We start from the raw sequence: 16,581 nt of genomic DNA, 5'->3' as shown, positions 1-16,581 counted from the left end.
AGGAAAATAAATGAGTTCACCCATACAAGAGCAGGTTCAAAAAGAAAAGAGATCGAATATTCCTACAATTTGTGAGATGAAGGTGATCCCTGTTGCGGGACATGACAGCATGCTGCTGAATCTAAGCGGCGCACACAGCCCATTCTTCACCCGGAATATCGTGATATTAACCGATACTAGCGGAAATCAGGGAGTCGGGGAGGTGCCTGGCGGAGAACACATTCGCCGCACACTGGAGCTGGCTGTGCCGCTTGTAATCGGAAAGTCCATTGGCGCATACCAGTCGATATTGCAAGCGGTCAGAAAGCAGTTTGGCGATCAGGACAGGGGAGGACGCGGCATCCAGACGTTTGATTTGCGCACAACTGTTCATGCCGTCACAGCACTGGAAGCAGCTTTGTTAGATTTGCTCGGAACGTTTCTTCAGGAACCAGTCGCGGCTTTGCTGGGCGAAGGGAAGCAGCGTGATGAAGTGAAAATGCTAGGCTACCTCTTTTACATCGGCGATCGAAAGCGGACGACTCTGCCGTATCAAAGCGATGAGCAGTCAGATTGTGGGTGGTTCCGTCTCCGCCATGAAGAAGCGCTGACCCCAGAGGCCATTGTACGTCTTGCTGAATCCGCGCAGGAGCGCTATGGCTTTCAGGATTTCAAGCTGAAAGGCGGGGTACTGCGGGGAGAGGATGAAATCGAAGCTGTCACTGCATTGGCGAAACGTTTTCCGGAGGCAAGGATCACTCTTGATCCGAACGGGGCATGGTCATTAGAGGAAGCGATTGCATTATGCAAAGGAAAGCATGATGTGCTTGCATATGCAGAAGATCCGTGCGGGGATGAGAACGGCTACTCCGCCCGAGAAGTAATGGCTGAATTCCGCCGTGCGACAGGGCTTCCAACTGCGACAAATATGATTGCGACCGACTGGCGGGAAATGGGTCATGCGATCCAGCTTCATGCGGTGGATATTCCGCTGGCTGATCCTCATTTCTGGACGATGCAGGGTTCGGTGCGGGTTGCGCAAATGTGCCATGATTGGGGCTTGACATGGGGCTCCCATTCCAACAACCACTTTGATATCTCCCTTGCGATGTTTACCCATGTGGCAGCAGCGGCTCCGGGACGCATCACGGCGATTGATACCCATTGGATCTGGCAGGACGGGCAGCGTTTAACGAAACAGCCTTTTGAGATTTCTGATGGCTGCGTCAAGGTGCCGACTAAGCCTGGTCTTGGCGTTGACATTGATATGGAACAAGTGGAAAAAGCGCATGAACTCTATCGAAAAATGAATTTAGGCGCACGGAATGACGCGATCCCTATGCAGTATCTGATCAGGAATTGGGAGTTTGACCGGAAACGACCGTGTCTTGTGCGATAAGTTTGATTGCAAATATTGTCATATCGGCTATTTTGTCTTACAATTGAACAACTGAAGGGAGAGTTGTTCGTGTACGAAGGTTTAGAAGATCTGAAAGTCGATACAGTCGATCGGAAAACATTAGCCAAGCAGGTCATTGAACGGATTGTCCATTTATTGTCGAGCGGACAGTTAAAGGCTGGAGACAAATTGCCGACTGAAATGGAACTGATGGATATTTTGCATGTCAGCAGGCCGGTGCTTCGCGAGGCTTTGAGTTCACTTGAAACACTGGGCGTCATTACGAGAAAAACCCGCGGCGGTACGTATTTCAACGATAAAATCGGCATGCAGCCATTTTCCGTCATGCTTGCCTTGGCCACTGATAATCTTCCGGCTATCATTGAAGCGCGGATGGCGTTAGAACTCGGGCTTGTGACGATTGCCGCGGAAAAAATCAATGAGGATGAGCTTCAGCGTTTGCAGAAGACAATCGACGACATCGCCAGCAGCACTGACAATCTTTATGGTGAAGCAGATAAAGAATTCCATCGCATTATTGCATTAAGTGCCAATAACCCCGTTGTTGAAGGGATGATTCAGTCCCTCTTGATCACCCATGCGAAAATTGATACTCAGATTCCGTACAGGGAGAGGGATGTAACGGTCGAATATCACAAAAAAATCTACGATGCTCTTGCGAAAAGAGACCCCTACAAAGCGCATTACCACATGTATGAGCATCTGAAATTTGTCCGTGACAAAATTTTGAAGGGCATGGATGAGATATAATTGACAGCCGCAGTTGACACGGATGAGCTGCGGCTTTTTTGAACCGATTTAGAAAACGCTTACTATGATATGAGGAGTGATTTTCAGATGGCGATGAACCTCAGAAAGAACCAAGCGCCCCTTTACATCAAAGTGAATGAAAAAGATAACACGGCGATTATTGTTAATGACGGAGGACTGCCAAAGGGCACTGTTTTTTCATGCGGTCTCGTACTTGAAGAGGATGTCCCTCAAGGCCATAAGGTGGCCTTAACCGACCTGTATCAAGGAGATGAGATTGTTCGTTACGGGGAGGTAATCGGTTTTGCCGATGAGACGATCAAACGCGGGAGCTGGGTAAGGGAAGCCCTCGTAAGAATGCCCGCTCCTCCGGCTTTAGACGATCTTCCTCTCGCGAACAGAGTGTCCAAACCGGTTCCGCCTCTTGAAGGCTACACGTTTGAAGGGTATCGAAATGCGGACGGCAGTGCGGGGACGAAAAATATTCTCGGTATCACCACAAGTGTTCAGTGTGTCGTTGGCGTCTTGGATTATGCAGTCAAACGGATAAAAGAAGAGCTGCTGCCGAAATATCCAAATGTCGATGATGTCATACCGCTGCATCATCAATACGGCTGCGGTGTGGCGATCAATGCACCGGATGCCGTCATTCCCATTCGTACGATTCAGAATCTCGCGAAGCATCCGAATTTCGGCGGGGAAGTAATGGTGATCGGATTAGGATGTGAAAAGCTCCTCCCGGCAAGAATTGCTTCTGAGAATCAGGATGACATTCTGTCACTTCAGGATCACCGAGGTTTTGCGGCAATGATTCAGTCCATTTTAGAAATGGCGGAAGAACGCTTAATCAGGCTGAATAGCAGAACCCGTGTGACCTGCCCTGTTTCTGATCTTGTCATCGGCCTGCAATGCGGCGGCAGTGATGCGTTTTCCGGCGTGACAGCCAATCCTGCGGTGGGGTATGCCGCTGATTTATTGGTTCGCGCAGGTGCAACTGTTTTGTTTTCTGAGGTGACAGAGGTGCGGGATGCGATTCATTTATTAACGCCGCGGGCTGAGAGTGAAGAGGTCGGACATTCGCTGATTGAAGAGATGAAATGGTATGACAGCTATCTCCGGCGGGGGGAAGCGGACCGAAGCGCGAATCCGTCACCAGGCAATAAAAAAGGCGGGTTATCCAATGTGGTGGAAAAAGCGTTAGGCTCGGTAGCGAAATCAGGCACAAGCCCTATCTCCGGCGTGCTCGGCCCAGGTGAAAAGGCGGAGCAAAAAGGCCTGCTGTTCGCGGCGACACCAGCAAGCGATTTCGTGTGCGGAACCCTTCAGCTGGCGGCAGGCATGAATCTGCAGGTTTTTACGACAGGAAGGGGAACACCGTACGGCTTGGCCGCTGCACCGGTGCTGAAAGTAGCGACACGGCATTCATTATCAGAACATTGGGCGGACTTAATTGATATCAATGCCGGGCGAATCGCGACAGGAGAGGCAAGTATCGAAGACGTAGGCTGGGAAATCTTCAGGACGATTCTGGATGTGGCAAGCGGCCGCAAACAAACGTGGGCGGACCGTTGGGGCCTTCATAATGATTTGTGCTTGTTTAATCCTGCCCCAGTGACTTGATTCATTGTTCTAGCGAATCAGAATGGAATATGATGAAAGTGATAACCAACAACCTACAAAGAACGGCCGCATATGGGCGGTAATGCAGGAACACATCTCAGAGATGCAGCGCTGGAAGTTGCCAAGTTTGCTCCAGACACAGCAGGAGGAGCACATCAAAATGACGCTGGAAGCACTTGGCGTAAAATCGGATTATGATTGACTTCTTTAAATTAACAGAGTATTATAAATTTTGTTAACAAAAGAACGGATCAACAATCGTGAGGAAGAGTAAGTACGCAGCAGTGTGGAGGTTCAGAGAGTCGGTGGCAGGTGTGAACCGGCCCTCCCCTGATGCCGAATGGGCTTCTGAATTGCTTTGCTGAACGGTTAGTAGGTGAAGCCGGGATTCTCTCCCCGTTACCAAGAGAGGAGTATCGAAACGGATGTTTTCTGTACTGAGAGTGAACAGCTGTATAGCTGTTAATAAAGGTGGTACCGCGAGACCCTCGTCCTTTGCATAGGACGAGGGTTTTTGTGTTTTCTAAAGGAGGTGACGGCCAATGGATGATGGCTTGTGGATGCATAATAAATCAATAGAAAAGGAGGATGTCAAATGGTCATAGCAACTGATGATTTAGAGGTCCCGTGCCCTGAATGTGATAGAACAGGAGAGAGCAAAGGGAAACCTTGTCCGGCATGCGGCGGGAAGGGTGTCATTCTGACTGCTCAAGGAAATACGCTGCTGCATTTTATACAAAGGCATTTGAACAAGTAAAGGAGAAAAGCTGAGCTGAGATGAGTTTAGAAGAGCAGAGTAAGATTCACAAACCCGCTGCAGGTACGGTTTTTTTGCTGATCGGAACGGTCTGTTTTGCGTCTAAACCGATTTGGATGAAATGGGCATATGAAATGGGTGCTGAGCCAGACGCGGTATTGTTATACAGACAGCTGTTTGCTGTTCCGCTGTTTTGGGTGATTTTTTGGTTATACCGTCCTACAATGCCGAACGGTATAAAAAAAGGAGACCGATGGAGAGCTTGTGCCGCAGGCGTGTTTTGTTTTTTTCTGTCCCCTTTGCTTGATTTTATTGGGCTGAACCATGTATCCGCAATGGTTGAACGTATATTGCTGATGAGCTATCCGTTGTTTGTGTTAGGATTCACTGCGTGTCGTGATCGGAAAATGAATTCAATACAAGACCTTTTCGCAATGCTGGCAGTCATGTTTGGTCTTTTCCTTGCGCTGGGTGGCTGGGATACTGAACTCTTTCGGGCCAATAGGATTGGATCTGTATTCATTTTGTTATCCTCAGCCGTCTATGCTGGTTATCTTGTCCTTTCCGGGCCGCTCGTCCATCAAATCGGAAGTATCCGTCTTAATGCGTACGGGATGACAGCTGCCGGAGCGGCCATGATGCTTTACATAGGCATCAAATCGACAATCGGTATAAATGTACCAATAGCAGCATATCCGCTTGCTCTATACGGTTTGTTTGTGTTAATCGCAGTCGTGACCACTGTGATTCCATTTGTGCTAATACTTGAAGGCATTAAGCGAATTGGAGCACAGCGAGCCGCCGCCATTTCAATGGCGGGGCCTGTCCTGACAATTTTTTTTGGGGCTTTATTTCTCGGTGAACGGCTCCAGCCTATTCAAGCCATTGGATGCGGTACTGTTTTCTTTGTCATTACAGGCATGGAATATAGAAAGCTAAAAACAGGAAAAAATAAATAATTTTTGTAAAACGCACACGTTTTTCAATTACAATAAGTGTAATCACGTGTGTGTTTTTTGATTTTACAAAGGTTAGGTGAGAAGATGCAGCGCATATTGCTTGTGGAGGACGACCATTCCATCAGTGAAATGGTTAATATGGCGGTTTTCGCTTTTGGCGCCGCTGGAACCAGTTTAGTTCCCATCTTTTTTGGGATGCGTAAACACTCGGTTCCGCAACCATCATATCATCCGTAGTAATTGTGATTGCTCATCAGTTCAACAAACCCTGGTTTCTCCATCTCGTCTGTTGTTTATATCCCATTAGCTTTGGCAGCTTTCGGGTTGATTTTTTCCTACATGGCGATCAGAAACGCGGACAAGCAGGATGCATAAATAAAGGCGCCCAATATGAATATGTAAAAAGGCCGATGCTGTCAGCACCGGCCCTCTCGTTATGAATCTGATCTTGTTTCAAGATAATGCTTCTTGCCAATCTCTTTGCTCATCATATAGAAATGGAAGCAATATTCACCGATTGCCATGGCGATCGCGCCGAATAAAGCCGCCAATGCAACTTCACCGCCAGTCATCCCCAAAGAAAGCGGCATGCCCATCAGCCAAATGACAAGGAAGGCCAAACCGAAATCGGCCAAAGTCGCAATCATATTATTCCATCTCGGCAATACATATAGATCGCCCAGCAAGTAAGAAATAATCCCTAACACAAGCGTCATTAAGAGCGTATCACCAAACGTGAAACCAAAGCCCAGACCTAGCACTAGATAAAGCACAATAATCGTCATAATACCTTTAATCGCGAGTGCTTTCACATGTGTCATTCCAAAGTTCCTCCTTCTATTATTTTGATTTGTTATGTATGATTCCTCAAATTGCTAAAGTTAAACCTAATATTGTGTTTTTTTACAGTCCATGTAGAGGGAGTGAGTTGTTTATATGAAAGGAAAGCTGCTCACAGTGCTGCTGCTATTTATGCTTTGCGGAGGAGGCTGCAAACCTGTTGAAGAACCGGCATCATCTGCTCGATCACCTTTCCCACCTGATTCTGCAAATACCAAAGCCTACAATATTCATAAGGGTTTAATTGAAGCGGAGCGTAGATTCGGAACCGAGTTGTTTCAAAACATGTTAGATAAAGACGGATTAACGGACAATCTGCTGATCTCACCATACAGCTTACAGCAGGTGCTGATGATGGCTGCAAATGGAGCGGAGGGAGATACATTAAGGGAAATCAAAGCTGGCTTATATTTGTCCGACCTTGATGACAGTACCATAAATGAGTCATCGTACGCGCTCGTGAAAAGGTTTGAGTCTTTGTCTGAAGGTGATCTGCTGACGGCTAATGCCGTATGGTCAAGGCTTGAAGCCAAGCCAGACTTTAAACAAACAATTAAACAATTCTTCTCGGGCAGTGTCTTTCAAATTGATGGCAATATTCAGAGCGCTAAAAACTCGATTAATCAGTGGACGGCTCACCAAACGAAAGGGCATATTGACGACATCGCGGATCATGCTTCGCCGAAAGCTGTTTCCCTTTTGGTAAATACAGTCTATTTTCAAGAAAAGTGGGGGCTGCCGTTTGACCAGAATGTGACCGCTGATGAACATTTTTTTCTCCCTGACGGCTCTGCCAAAAAACAGCTGATGATGAAGCAGACTGAACGCCTTGCTTACTTAGAAAATGAACTGTTCCAAGCAGTCAAGCTTCCATATGAAGATCAACAACTTTCTTTCACTTTATTTCTGCCGAAGAAAAAGCCGGCTTCTTTCATGTCTCTTCTCACAAATCAAAACATAAAAGCATGGGACAGCGCATTTCAGCCAAAAACTGTGGAGCTGAGTATGCCCCGTTTTACACTGAAAGGGCAGTATAACGTAAAACGCGCTCTTTACGAAATGGGGATGAAACCCGTCTTTTCCGATGCCGACTTTTCCAGAATGTTTACTGAAGGCCGCGGTGTATCAATCGATAATGTAAATCACCACACATTTATCAAAGTGGATGAATCAGGAACCGAGGCCGCGGCTGCCTCGTCAGTGGAAATTGTTGAGTCTGCAATCGCGCCAGACCATACGTTGACGGCCAACCGCCCATTTTTCTTTGTTATCACAGATGAACAAACAGCAAGCCTTTTGTTTTTAGGCTATGTCGCAAATCCAAATGAATAAATTTAAATTCTCTCCTGTCCCTCCGTCATCACTTTTGAAGTACTGAAATATGATGAAAGGAGATCAAGGGGAGGTGACGTGATGGCGGTCGTGAAAGCAACGAGTGCGGATGTCGATTTGCTGGCAAGGCTGCTCAGAGCTGAAGCGGAAGGCGAAGGTAAGCAGGGGATGCTGCTTGTCGGCAACGTGGGAATTAATCGGCTGCGGGCGAATTGCTCAGATTTTAAAGGCCTCCGTACTATCAGGCAGATGATTTATCAGCCGCACGCGTTTGAGGCAGTGACGCACGGATATTTTTACCAAAGGGCGCGAGATAGCGAGCGTGCCCTTGCACGCCGGTCAATTAACGGTGAAAGGCGCTGGCCTGCAAAATTTAGTTTGTGGTACTTCAGGCCGGAGGGAAACTGTCCGCCCCAGTGGTATAACCAGCCATTTGTGGCCAGATACAAGTCACACTGCTTTTATCAGCCGACGGGGGAAACGTGTGAAAATGTATATAACACCTTTTAGAGACAGGGCGCCGTTCAAATTGAACGGTGTTTTTCTTTGGCCCTGCTTACTGAATGGCCATTTGGCTGAAAGAAGCCAAGGAAAAATGAAGAGCCTCATCCTGAAAAGCCGTAAAGAATAAGCTTTTTCAGCAGATTATTTTCCAAATAACCGATTGCACTGAGTCATTCTGCGAAATGGCTCGGTGTTTTTGTTTTTTTAAGATCATGTGAAGAAAAATAGTCCGAATGGGCGGCTTGCAAACGACAGAATATGCAGAAAACGCGCCGTTTAGCCAGCTTTCGGCATGTTTCAGCGGCAGGTTTGTGAGTGAAGACCTGTTTCTGTAGTTCAGCGCTTACAATCGGTTCACACTTCTTCACAGCCATTTAACAATGATTCCCTATAATGGAGGCGATCAATGAGAAGAGAGGGGATCACGAATGGCATACGACAATCGTTTTGATGAATGGGTACAGAAACTGAAAGAGGAAAGCTTTCAAAACAATACGTTTGACCGCCGCAAATTTATTCAAGGAGCGGGGAAGATTGCAGGACTTTCTCTTGGACTGACCATTGCTCAATCAGTTGGTGCATTTGAAGTAAATGCCGCGCCTAAGTTCTCGAGCTATCCGTTTACGTTAGGGGTTGCGTCTGGAGATCCGCTTTCTGACAGTGTCGTGCTGTGGACGCGCCTGGCACCAGATCCGCTCAACGGTGGGGGAATGCCGAATCAGGCGGTGCCTGTCAAATGGGAAGTCGCAAAGGATGAGCATTTCCGCAAGATTGTGAGAAAGGGCACTGAAATGGCCAAACCGAATCTCGCTCACTCAATTCATGTGGAAGCGGACGGGCTTGAGCCGAACAAAGTGTACTATTACCGTTTCAAAACCGGACATGAACTAAGCCCTGTCGGAAAAACAAAAACGCTGCCTGCCCCTGGCGCCAATGTGCCGCAAATGACCTTTGCGTTCGCTTCCTGTCAGCAATATGAGCATGGATATTATACGGCCTACAAGCATATGGCGAAGGAAAAGCTTGATTTAGTCTTCCATCTCGGTGATTACATATATGAGCATGGTCCAAATGAATATGTATCAAAAACAGGCAATGTCCGCACGCACAACAGCGCAGAAATCATTACGCTGCAAGACTATCGGAACCGCCATGCCCAATACCGTTCTGACGCCAATCTAAAAGCTGCCCATGCGGCGTTCCCTTGGGTTGTGACGTGGGATGACCATGAAGTCGAAAACAACTATGCCAATAAAATACCGGAAAAAGGACAATCAGTTGAAGCATTTGTACTCCGCCGTGCGGCAGCGTATCAGGCGTACTATGAGCATATGCCGCTCCGCATCTCCTCTCTGCCGAATGGACCGGATATGCAGCTGTACCGGCACTTTACGTATGGAAACCTGGCGTCCTTCAATGTGCTTGATACACGCCAGTACAGGGACGACCAAGCCAATAACGACGGCAATAAGCCGCCTTCTGATGAATCGCGCAATCCGAATCGGACCCTGTTAGGAACAGAACAGGAACAGTGGCTCTTCAACAATTTGAGCAGCTCGACAGCCCACTGGAATGTGCTGGCGCAGCAGATTTTCTTTGCGAAGCGGAATTTCGGGACAAGCACAAGCCCGATCTACAGCATGGATTCGTGGGATGGCTACCCTGCTCAGCGCGAACGGGTTATCAATTTCATTAAAGGTAAAAATCTGAATAACGTTGTCGTGCTGACAGGTGATGTACACGCAAGCTGGGCATCGAATTTGCATGTTGACTTTGAGAAGACAAGTTCAAAAATCTTCGGAGCTGAATTTGTCGGAACCTCGATCACCTCTGGAGGAAACGGCGCGGATAAACGGGCGGACACAGACAAAATTTTAAAGGAAAATCCGCATATCAAGTTCTTTAATGACTATCGCGGATATGTCCGCTGCACAGTGACGCCTCACCAGTGGAAAGCTGATTATCGCGTGATGCCGTTTGTGACAGAACCTGGCGCCGCCATTTCGACACGGGCTTCACTCGTCTATGAAAAAGACCAAACAGGGTTGAGAAAGGTTTCATCCACAACGATTCAAGGTGGGGTGAAGCAGTCCAATGAGGTTGAAGAGGATCGTTTCATAGCACACAATAAAGCCCACGAAAAACAAATGATGAAGAAACGGGCAAAAATCACGAATTAAGGAGTGAAAAAACATGTTTTCAAACATTGGTATACCAGGCTTGATTCTGATCTTTGTCATCGCCCTCATTATTTTTGGCCCTTCCAAGCTGCCGGAAATCGGGCGTGCCGCCGGACGGACACTGCTGGAATTTAAAAGCGCCACAAAATCACTTGTGTCTGGTGATGAAAAAGAAGAAAAATCAGCTGAGCTGACAGCGGTAAAGCAGGACAAAAACGCGGGCTGAGTGCTGATGAGGCAGACACCGGGTCTGCCTCTTTTTTTATGAAAGGGAGGGCTTTTTTGAATGGATAAAAAAGAAACCCATCTAATCGGGCATTTAGAAGAGCTACGCCGCCGGATTATCATAACTCTCGCGGCATTTCTTCTATTTCTCATCACGGCTTTTTTGTTCGTGCAAGACATTTATGACTGGCTGATCAAGGATTTGGACGGAAAGCTGGCTGTGCTTGGCCCGAGTGAAATCCTTTGGGTGTATATGATGCTTGCCGGCATTTGTGCCATTGCGGCTTCCATCCCTGTTGCCGCGTACCAGCTGTGGCGTTTCGTTGCCCCGGCGCTCACAAAAACGGAGCGCAAGGTGACGCTCATGTACATACCCGGGTTATTTGCATTATTTTTGGCTGGCATCTCTTTCGGATATTTTGTCTTGTTTCCGATCGTGCTCAGCTTTTTGACTCATTTGTCTGCCGGCCATTTTGAAACAATGTTTACGGCTGACCGCTATTTCAGGTTTATGGTGAATTTGAGCCTGCCGTTTGGTTTTCTGTTTGAAATGCCTTTAGTGGTGATGTTTTTAACAAGGCTGGGCGTCCTAAATCCCTATCGGCTGGCCAAAGCGAGAAAACTGTCCTATTTTCTGCTGATCGTTGTGTCTGTATTAATCACACCACCTGATTTCATTTCTGATTTTCTCGTCATGATCCCATTGCTTGTCCTGTTTGAAGTAAGTGTCACCCTATCAGCGTTTGTCTACAAAAAGAGACTGACAAGCGAAACGGCGGCAGCTTAGTGCAGTGTACCGCCCGGTGTCTTCAAATCCTCATCATATTGTGCGGCCGTAACAGCGGCGATTCTCAATGCCCGGACAATCGTGTCCAGGCTGAGGCTCGGCGCTGTTTTGTCGATTGTTTGCTCTGGGATGAAAGGAATATGAATAAACCCGCCGCGAATGTGCGGGGCTGTCCGGCGAATGTGATCCATTAATCCGTAGAACAAATAGTTGCATACAAATGTGCCCGCTGTATAAGAAACCGCGGCTGGAATTCCGTTTTCCTTCATCTTTGCAGTCATTCGTTTCACGGGAAGTCCCGTCCAGTAAGCGGCGGGCCCTCTTGGAGAAATCTCTTCATCAATCGGCTGATGTCCTTCGTTATCGGGGATGCGCGCGTCTGAAAGATTGATTGCCACTCGTTCCGGCGTAATCTGCATCCGCCCTCCGGCTTGGCCGACACAGATCACGATATCCGGCTGATGCTTCTGAATGGCTTGCCGCAAAGTGTCCAGAGCGGTTCTAAAGACAGTCGGAATTTGCTCTGCTTTAATGATTGCTTCATCCGTCTCTAAGCCATTCAGCTGTTTTGCCGCTTCCCATGATGGATTGACGGTTTCTTTGTCAAAAGGGTCAAAGCCTGTGATCAACACTTTTTTTCTCATCTTCCCATCTCCTTTTTCCTTTTATACTATTGTTCATTTTTGGGTTTTTCATCAAAATAATGAAAAGGAGTGAATCACAATGGAGCATTTGCCGCAGCAGTATCGCCAGCTGTTCCCAACTGTGCAGACACATACGATGCTTGCCAGCTGTTCTCAGAGCGCGTTGGCAGAGCCTGTATCAAGGGCGATCAGAGACTATCATGACAGCCTGCTGCATAGGGGGACGAACTGGAATGAAGCGATCGAAAAAACAGAGAGTGCGAGAAACGAGTTTGCAAAGCTGATAGGAGCTGAACCGGATGAAATTGCAATTGTGCCGTCAGTTTCTGACGCGCTTGTTTCCGTAGCATCGTCCTTATCTGTTTTTGGAAAGAAGCATGTTGTGTATACAGAGATGGATTTTCCGGCAGTATCTCAAGTTTGGCAGGCACAATCCGATTATACCGTATCCGTCATTCCATCAATAGACGGTGGTCTGCCGCTTGAACAATATGAAACATATATTATGGATGAAACAGTGCTGACATGTGTTCCGCACGTTCATTATCGGGACGGCTTTGTCCAGGATGTAAAAGCAATCGCTGAGATTACTCATAGAAAGGGCTCTTTGGTATTTGTGGATGCATATCAATCAGCGGGGCACATTCCCATTGATGTAAAAGAGTGGGGTGTTGATATGCTGGCGGCAGGCACCCGGAAGTATTTGCTTGGCATACCGGGAATGGCGTTTCTTTATGTGAGAAAGGAGCTGGCGGATGCACTGAAGCCGAAAACATCAGCTTGGTTTGGCCGGGAGAGCGGGTTTGATGCGGCTTATGCGAAAGGCGCACGTCGTTTTCAAACAGGCACTCCTGCTTTTGTCAGCATTTACGCAGCGGCAGCGGCTTTATCCCTGTTAAATCATATTGGCGTTTCTCATATCCGGGATCATGTGAAAACGATCTGTGCCGAGGCATGTCAATATGCTGCTGAAAAAGGCCTGCAGCTGGCGGCACCAGCAGGAGAGCAGCCGGGCATGGTTGCGGTCTGGGATGAGCGGGCATCGGAAACGGCGGCGCTGCTGAAGAAGAAAAAAGTGATTTGCGCGCCGCGGGGCACTGCCATCCGTCTTGCTCCTCACTTTTACAACACGAAGGATGAATTGCGTCATGCGATTGATGAAATCGCGCTCCGTATGTAAACATAAAAAAGCCCCTGAACACAATGTCAGAGGCTTTTCATATTAATGATCTACTTTAACTCGCTTCAAGAAGAAAGCGCCAATTAAACCGATAACAGCAACAATCATCGCAAACACAAACGCGTGCTGCACGCCCGCTGTCAAAGCCTGCGGGATGACTGCCGGATCGGCAGGATTTTTGGCTGTGCTCATATAATCATGCTGGCCTGCAGCCATAATGCTGACCGCAACCGCTGTTCCGATAGCGCCCGCCATTTGCTGCAGTGTGTTCATGATAGCGGTGCCGTCTGGATAAAACTCTCGCGGCAGCTGGTTTAAACCATTTGTCTGCGCAGGCATCATAATCATAGAGATCCCGATCATCAAGCAGGTGTGCAGGATGATAATTAACGCAGCCGTTGAAGTGGTCGTGATGTTTGAGAAAAACCAAAGGACAACAGTAACAATCACAAATCCAGGAATGACAAGCCATTTCGGTCCGTATTTGTCGAACAGACGGCCTGTAACGGGGGACATAAATCCGTTTAAAATGCCGCCCGGCAAGAGAATAAGACCAGAAGCAAATGCCGTCAGGACTAAGCCGCCTTGCAGATACATCGGCAGAAGCAGCATAGATGACAGAATGACCATCATGCAAATGAAAACCATAATAACACCCAAAATAAACATCGGGTATTTGAATGCACGCAGGTTCATCATCGGCTGCTTCATCGTGAGCTGGCGGATTGAAAATAGGATAAGACCGACAACACCGACAATCAGTGAGACGATAACAGTCGGGCTGGACCATCCGCCGGAGCCTTCACCCGCGTTGCTGAATCCGAACACAATGCCGCCGAAACCAATCGTCGAGAGGATGATGGACAATACATCAATTTTCGGCTTTGTAATCTCAGATACATTTTGCATGTATATCATACCGAAAACAAGCGCCAGCACAAGGAACGGAAGAGAGATCCAGAAAATCCAGTGCCAGTTGAGATGCTCCAGAACCAACCCGGAGAAAGTCGGGCCGATAGCGGGCGCGAACATAATGACAAGGCCGATCGTTCCCATCGCCGCGCCCCGTTTATGAGGCGGGAAAATCACCAAGATTGTGTTAAACATCAACGGCAGTAAAAGACCCGTTCCGAGTGCTTGAACGATCCGCGCCGCCAATAAAAAAGAGAAGCTCGGCGCAAGCGCCGCAATCAAGGTGCCTAAAATTGAAAAAATAAGTGATACGGTGAAAAGCTGTCTTGTTGTGAACCACTGCAATAGCAGTCCTGATACAGGAACGAGGATACCGAGTACAAGCAGGTAGCCCGTCGTTAACCATTGAACGGTTGCCGCTGTAATGTTCAATTCCTTCATAAGATCGGTTAAAGCGATATTCAGCGCTGTTTCACTGAACATGCCGATAAAACCGGCCAACAGCAAGGAAACCATAATCGGCATCACTTTGTATTGCTGAGATGCTTTAGCTGCTGTTTCCAAAAGTCATTTCCCCTCTCTATTACGAACGTAGTATAAGTATGTCTTATTTTTATCTCTTCAGCAGGTCAGGAATGCAGCTGGAGATATGAAGAAGCGGTGTGCTGTTTTTTGCCGTCAAAGATAAAAGAATACCGCCTTCAATCATGGCGTTAATCACAGTGCTGACTTCCTTAGCATGGCTTTCACTGCAGCCTGCAAGCCGCAGTTTTTCCTCATACACAGAGGCCCACTCTTTGTAGGCTTCATGGCAGGCTTCCCGCAACGGTTCGCTTTTCAATGACGTCTCAGCCGCAAGCAAGCCGACAGGCAAGCCTTCAATGTCTTCTGCACATGAAAATTGGCAGGAGACCTCCTTCAAAAAGGCTTGAATGCCTTCCGCTGGATCGGTGTAGGCTTCCATGCAGTCCGAGATTTTCTGGCGGATATATTCCTTCATCTCATTCACCGCTTCGATCGCCAGCTGTTCTTTGCCGCCGGGAAAGTGGTAGTACAAAGAGCCTTTAGGCGCGCCGCTTTCCTTAATAATCTGGTTCAGCCCCGTGCCGTAATATCCCTGCAGCTGAAATAGCCTGGTTGCAGCTGAAAGAATTTTCTCACGGGAATCTCCATAACTCATAACATTCCCACCTTACTGAATTGCAATCAAAAATATAGTGACTGGTCTATTATCTTGATTCGACCATCGGTTGTCAAGAAAAATTGACTGATGAAAAACAGAAAAGCATTCATAGGGAAGGACTCTGGATCTTTGGCTTTCTTTTTCCTTGAATTGCAAGTCAAATATATTTCTTTAATATTGGTCTTTCACCAAGATATTTTAGCTTATATTCTTCCTTTATCTTTTTATTAGCCACAGGATATTTCACGGCATTCACTAAACCCAAAGACTAAATATAACGAAATGAAATAGGGGGAAAGATGACTCCATTTCTTTTTTTTTTGCCTTTCCTTTCCCAGCCCGAACAAAATATTCATTAATCATTTCGCTGTCTATCTAGTTTTTTCTTAGTTCAATCCAAAACAAAAACTAGGAAAAGTAATGCGAAGTCTATGTCTCCTAGAGAAAATGTTGCGCCAAACTTAATTATTATACTTGCTGATCAACACCGTAAAATATCAAAAACTAATCAAGATCGTTTGGATGGACAAAAAACGCCTTTAACCTTAAAATTTCTTTAAAATAAGTAAAAATTACCCTTTACTAAATTAATTTGGTAATGTAATATAATTTACGAATTTGTTACAAAAAAGGAGGATATTATGAAATTTGTAAAAAGTAAGTTTATTGCACTTGTAACAGTTTTGGTGCTGTCAGTCACGTCGTTGTTTGCGATGCAGCCGTCAGCAAAAGCCGCGGAACACAATCCAGTTGTTATGGTACATGGTATTGGAGGAGCATCATTCAATTTTATGAGTATTAAGAGCTATCTCGCATCTCAAGGCTGGTCGCGGGACAAGCTGTATGCAGTGGACTTTTGGGACAAGACAGGCGCAAATTATAACAATGGCCCGGTATTATCAAAATTTGTGAAAAAGGTTTTGGATGAAACGGGTGCGAAAAAAGTGGATATTGTCGCTCACAGTATGGGGGGCGCGAACACACTTTACTACATAAAAAATCTGGACGGCGGAGATAAAATTGAAAACGTCGTAACGCTTGGCGGCGCGAATCGTTTGACGACAAACAAGGCGCTTCCAGGAACAGATCCAAATCAAAAGATTTTATACACTTCCATTTACAGCAGTGCCGATATGATTGTCATGAATTATTTATCAAAATTAGACGGTGCCAAAAATGTTCAAATCCATGGTGTAGGCCACATCGGTTTATTGTCAAATAGCCAAGTGAACAGCCTGATTAAAGAAGGATTGAACGGCGGAGGCCAAAATACGAATTAACGAGAAACATAACCTTGAAGAATTCTATT

General features: G+C 46.8%; 16 protein-coding genes, 4 pseudogenes and 1 other annotated feature. Of the genes and pseudogenes, 15 read left to right on the top strand and 5 right to left on the bottom strand.

Going from position 1 to position 16,581, the window contains the following annotated elements; translation table 11 throughout:
* The first annotated feature begins 10 nt into the window (after positions 1 to 10).
* From gudD to Q3W56_RS09840, 7 genes and pseudogenes are all read left to right on the top strand, one after another.
* The gene (gudD, locus tag Q3W56_RS09870; RefSeq protein WP_302895335.1) at positions 11 to 1,378 is read left to right on the top strand and encodes a glucarate dehydratase; all 1,368 of its coding nucleotides are present in this window, start codon (positions 11 to 13) and stop codon (positions 1,376 to 1,378) included.
* Positions 1,379 to 1,447: 69 nt separating this feature from the next.
* Positions 1,448 to 2,149, top strand: coding sequence for a FadR/GntR family transcriptional regulator (locus Q3W56_RS09865; protein WP_302895334.1), 702 nt, complete (start codon positions 1,448 to 1,450; stop codon positions 2,147 to 2,149).
* An 87-nt stretch (positions 2,150 to 2,236) separates the two neighbouring features.
* Positions 2,237 to 3,769: a galactarate dehydratase gene (garD, locus tag Q3W56_RS09860; protein WP_302895333.1), complete on the top strand. Its 1,533-nt coding sequence runs from the start codon at positions 2,237 to 2,239 to the stop codon at positions 3,767 to 3,769.
* A 64-nt stretch (positions 3,770 to 3,833) separates the two neighbouring features.
* A pseudogene (locus Q3W56_RS09855) lies at positions 3,834 to 3,971 on the top strand (hypothetical protein); the annotation flags it as partial.
* Between the two features lie 49 nt (positions 3,972 to 4,020).
* Positions 4,021 to 4,268: a binding site (T-box leader), on the top strand.
* A 96-nt stretch (positions 4,269 to 4,364) separates the two neighbouring features.
* The gene (locus tag Q3W56_RS09850) at positions 4,365 to 4,526 is read left to right on the top strand and encodes a tryptophan RNA-binding attenuator protein inhibitory protein (RefSeq protein ID WP_019713204.1); all 162 of its coding nucleotides are present in this window, start codon (positions 4,365 to 4,367) and stop codon (positions 4,524 to 4,526) included.
* A gap of 20 nt (positions 4,527 to 4,546) precedes the next feature.
* Positions 4,547 to 5,485 (top strand): DMT family transporter, encoded by a 939-nt coding sequence (locus Q3W56_RS09845; protein WP_302895332.1) that lies wholly within the window; start codon positions 4,547 to 4,549, stop codon positions 5,483 to 5,485.
* Positions 5,486 to 5,611: 126 nt separating this feature from the next.
* A pseudogene (locus Q3W56_RS09840) lies at positions 5,612 to 5,860 on the top strand (ABC transporter permease); the annotation flags it as partial.
* On the opposite strand, the pseudogene Q3W56_RS09835 reads toward Q3W56_RS09840, so the two are convergent.
* Together Q3W56_RS09835 and Q3W56_RS09830 are read right to left on the bottom strand one after the other, a co-directional pair.
* A pseudogene (locus tag Q3W56_RS09835) lies at positions 5,821 to 5,960 on the bottom strand (hypothetical protein). The pseudogenes Q3W56_RS09840 and Q3W56_RS09835 sit on opposite strands and share 40 nt — an antisense overlap.
* The gene (locus Q3W56_RS09830; protein WP_019713206.1) at positions 5,920 to 6,306 is read right to left on the bottom strand and encodes a YndM family protein; all 387 of its coding nucleotides are present in this window, start codon (positions 6,304 to 6,306) and stop codon (positions 5,920 to 5,922) included. Before Q3W56_RS09830 ends, Q3W56_RS09835 begins: the two are co-directional and overlap by 41 nt.
* A 115-nt stretch (positions 6,307 to 6,421) precedes the next feature.
* Here Q3W56_RS09830 and Q3W56_RS09825 point away from each other — a divergent pair, with 115 nt between their 5' ends.
* From Q3W56_RS09825 to tatC, 6 genes and pseudogenes are all read left to right on the top strand, one after another.
* Positions 6,422 to 7,657: a serpin family protein gene (locus Q3W56_RS09825; protein ID WP_302895331.1), complete on the top strand. Its 1,236-nt coding sequence runs from the start codon at positions 6,422 to 6,424 to the stop codon at positions 7,655 to 7,657.
* 81 nt (positions 7,658 to 7,738) lie between these two features.
* Positions 7,739 to 8,167, top strand: coding sequence for a cell wall hydrolase CwlJ (gene cwlJ, locus Q3W56_RS09820; RefSeq protein ID WP_019713208.1), 429 nt, complete (start codon positions 7,739 to 7,741; stop codon positions 8,165 to 8,167).
* A gap of 227 nt (positions 8,168 to 8,394) precedes the next feature.
* Positions 8,395 to 8,571: pseudogene (locus Q3W56_RS09815) on the top strand (hypothetical protein).
* Positions 8,572 to 8,589: 18 nt separating this feature from the next.
* Positions 8,590 to 10,341, top strand: a complete 1,752-nt coding sequence (gene phoD / locus Q3W56_RS09810) for an alkaline phosphatase PhoD (protein ID WP_302895329.1) — start codon at positions 8,590 to 8,592, stop codon at positions 10,339 to 10,341.
* A 13-nt stretch (positions 10,342 to 10,354) separates the two neighbouring features.
* Positions 10,355 to 10,567: a sec-independent protein translocase protein TatAD gene (gene tatAD / locus Q3W56_RS09805; RefSeq protein ID WP_003223835.1), complete on the top strand. Its 213-nt coding sequence runs from the start codon at positions 10,355 to 10,357 to the stop codon at positions 10,565 to 10,567.
* Positions 10,568 to 10,627: 60 nt separating this feature from the next.
* On the top strand, positions 10,628 to 11,353 hold the full coding sequence (gene tatC, locus Q3W56_RS09800; protein ID WP_019713212.1) for a twin-arginine translocase subunit TatC: 726 nt from the start codon (positions 10,628 to 10,630) through the stop codon (positions 11,351 to 11,353).
* Here tatC and pcp read toward each other — a convergent pair.
* On the bottom strand, positions 11,350 to 11,997 hold the full coding sequence (pcp, locus tag Q3W56_RS09795) for a pyroglutamyl-peptidase I (RefSeq protein WP_302895327.1): 648 nt from the start codon (positions 11,995 to 11,997) through the stop codon (positions 11,350 to 11,352). The two genes, tatC and pcp, sit on opposite strands and share 4 nt — an antisense overlap.
* A gap of 79 nt (positions 11,998 to 12,076) precedes the next feature.
* On the opposite strand from pcp, the gene Q3W56_RS09790 reads away from it, so the two are divergent.
* Complete coding sequence (locus Q3W56_RS09790) at positions 12,077 to 13,177, top strand: aminotransferase class V-fold PLP-dependent enzyme (protein ID WP_302895326.1); 1,101 nt, start codon at positions 12,077 to 12,079, stop codon at positions 13,175 to 13,177.
* Between the two features lie 42 nt (positions 13,178 to 13,219).
* Here Q3W56_RS09790 and lmr(B) read toward each other — a convergent pair whose 3' ends face one another.
* Entirely contained in the window at positions 13,220 to 14,653 is a 1,434-nt protein-coding gene (gene lmr(B) / locus Q3W56_RS09785; protein ID WP_302895325.1) for a lincomycin efflux MFS transporter Lmr(B), read from the bottom strand.
* Positions 14,654 to 14,702: 49 nt separating this feature from the next.
* On the bottom strand, positions 14,703 to 15,269 hold the full coding sequence (gene lmrA, locus Q3W56_RS09780) for a transcriptional regulator LmrA (RefSeq protein WP_302895324.1): 567 nt from the start codon (positions 15,267 to 15,269) through the stop codon (positions 14,703 to 14,705).
* A 644-nt stretch (positions 15,270 to 15,913) separates the two neighbouring features.
* On the opposite strand from lmrA, the gene estA reads away from it, so the two are divergent.
* A complete protein-coding gene (gene estA, locus Q3W56_RS09775) occupies positions 15,914 to 16,552 on the top strand; it encodes a lipase EstA (RefSeq protein WP_302895323.1) in 639 nt (212 codons plus the stop codon).
* Positions 16,553 to 16,581: the final 29 nt, after the last annotated feature.

This window comes from Bacillus sp. C28GYM-DRY-1 (genome assembly GCF_030519405.1).
Lineage (GTDB): Bacteria > Bacillota > Bacilli > Bacillales > Bacillaceae > Bacillus > Bacillus spizizenii_A.
The sequence above is the reverse complement of the archived record's forward strand: the minus strand, read 5'-3'. Positions and strand labels throughout refer to the sequence as shown.

Coding starts and splice junctions, on each gene's coding strand:
- phoD (WP_302895329.1), top strand. CDS start 8,590: ATGGCATACGACAATCGTTTTGATGAATGGGTACAGAAACTGAAAGAG.
- garD (WP_302895333.1), top strand. CDS start 2,237: ATGGCGATGAACCTCAGAAAGAACCAAGCGCCCCTTTACATCAAAGTG.
- Q3W56_RS09830 (WP_019713206.1), bottom strand. CDS start 6,306: ATGACACATGTGAAAGCACTCGCGATTAAAGGTATTATGACGATTATT.
- cwlJ (WP_019713208.1), top strand. CDS start 7,739: ATGGCGGTCGTGAAAGCAACGAGTGCGGATGTCGATTTGCTGGCAAGG.
- estA (WP_302895323.1), top strand. CDS start 15,914: ATGAAATTTGTAAAAAGTAAGTTTATTGCACTTGTAACAGTTTTGGTG.
- lmrA (WP_302895324.1), bottom strand. CDS start 15,269: ATGAGTTATGGAGATTCCCGTGAGAAAATTCTTTCAGCTGCAACCAGG.
- gudD (WP_302895335.1), top strand. CDS start 11: ATGAGTTCACCCATACAAGAGCAGGTTCAAAAAGAAAAGAGATCGAAT.
- Q3W56_RS09825 (WP_302895331.1), top strand. CDS start 6,422: ATGAAAGGAAAGCTGCTCACAGTGCTGCTGCTATTTATGCTTTGCGGA.
- tatC (WP_019713212.1), top strand. CDS start 10,628: ATGGATAAAAAAGAAACCCATCTAATCGGGCATTTAGAAGAGCTACGC.
- Q3W56_RS09790 (WP_302895326.1), top strand. CDS start 12,077: ATGGAGCATTTGCCGCAGCAGTATCGCCAGCTGTTCCCAACTGTGCAG.
- Q3W56_RS09845 (WP_302895332.1), top strand. CDS start 4,547: ATGAGTTTAGAAGAGCAGAGTAAGATTCACAAACCCGCTGCAGGTACG.
- Q3W56_RS09850 (WP_019713204.1), top strand. CDS start 4,365: ATGGTCATAGCAACTGATGATTTAGAGGTCCCGTGCCCTGAATGTGAT.
- pcp (WP_302895327.1), bottom strand. CDS start 11,997: ATGAGAAAAAAAGTGTTGATCACAGGCTTTGACCCTTTTGACAAAGAA.
- tatAD (WP_003223835.1), top strand. CDS start 10,355: ATGTTTTCAAACATTGGTATACCAGGCTTGATTCTGATCTTTGTCATC.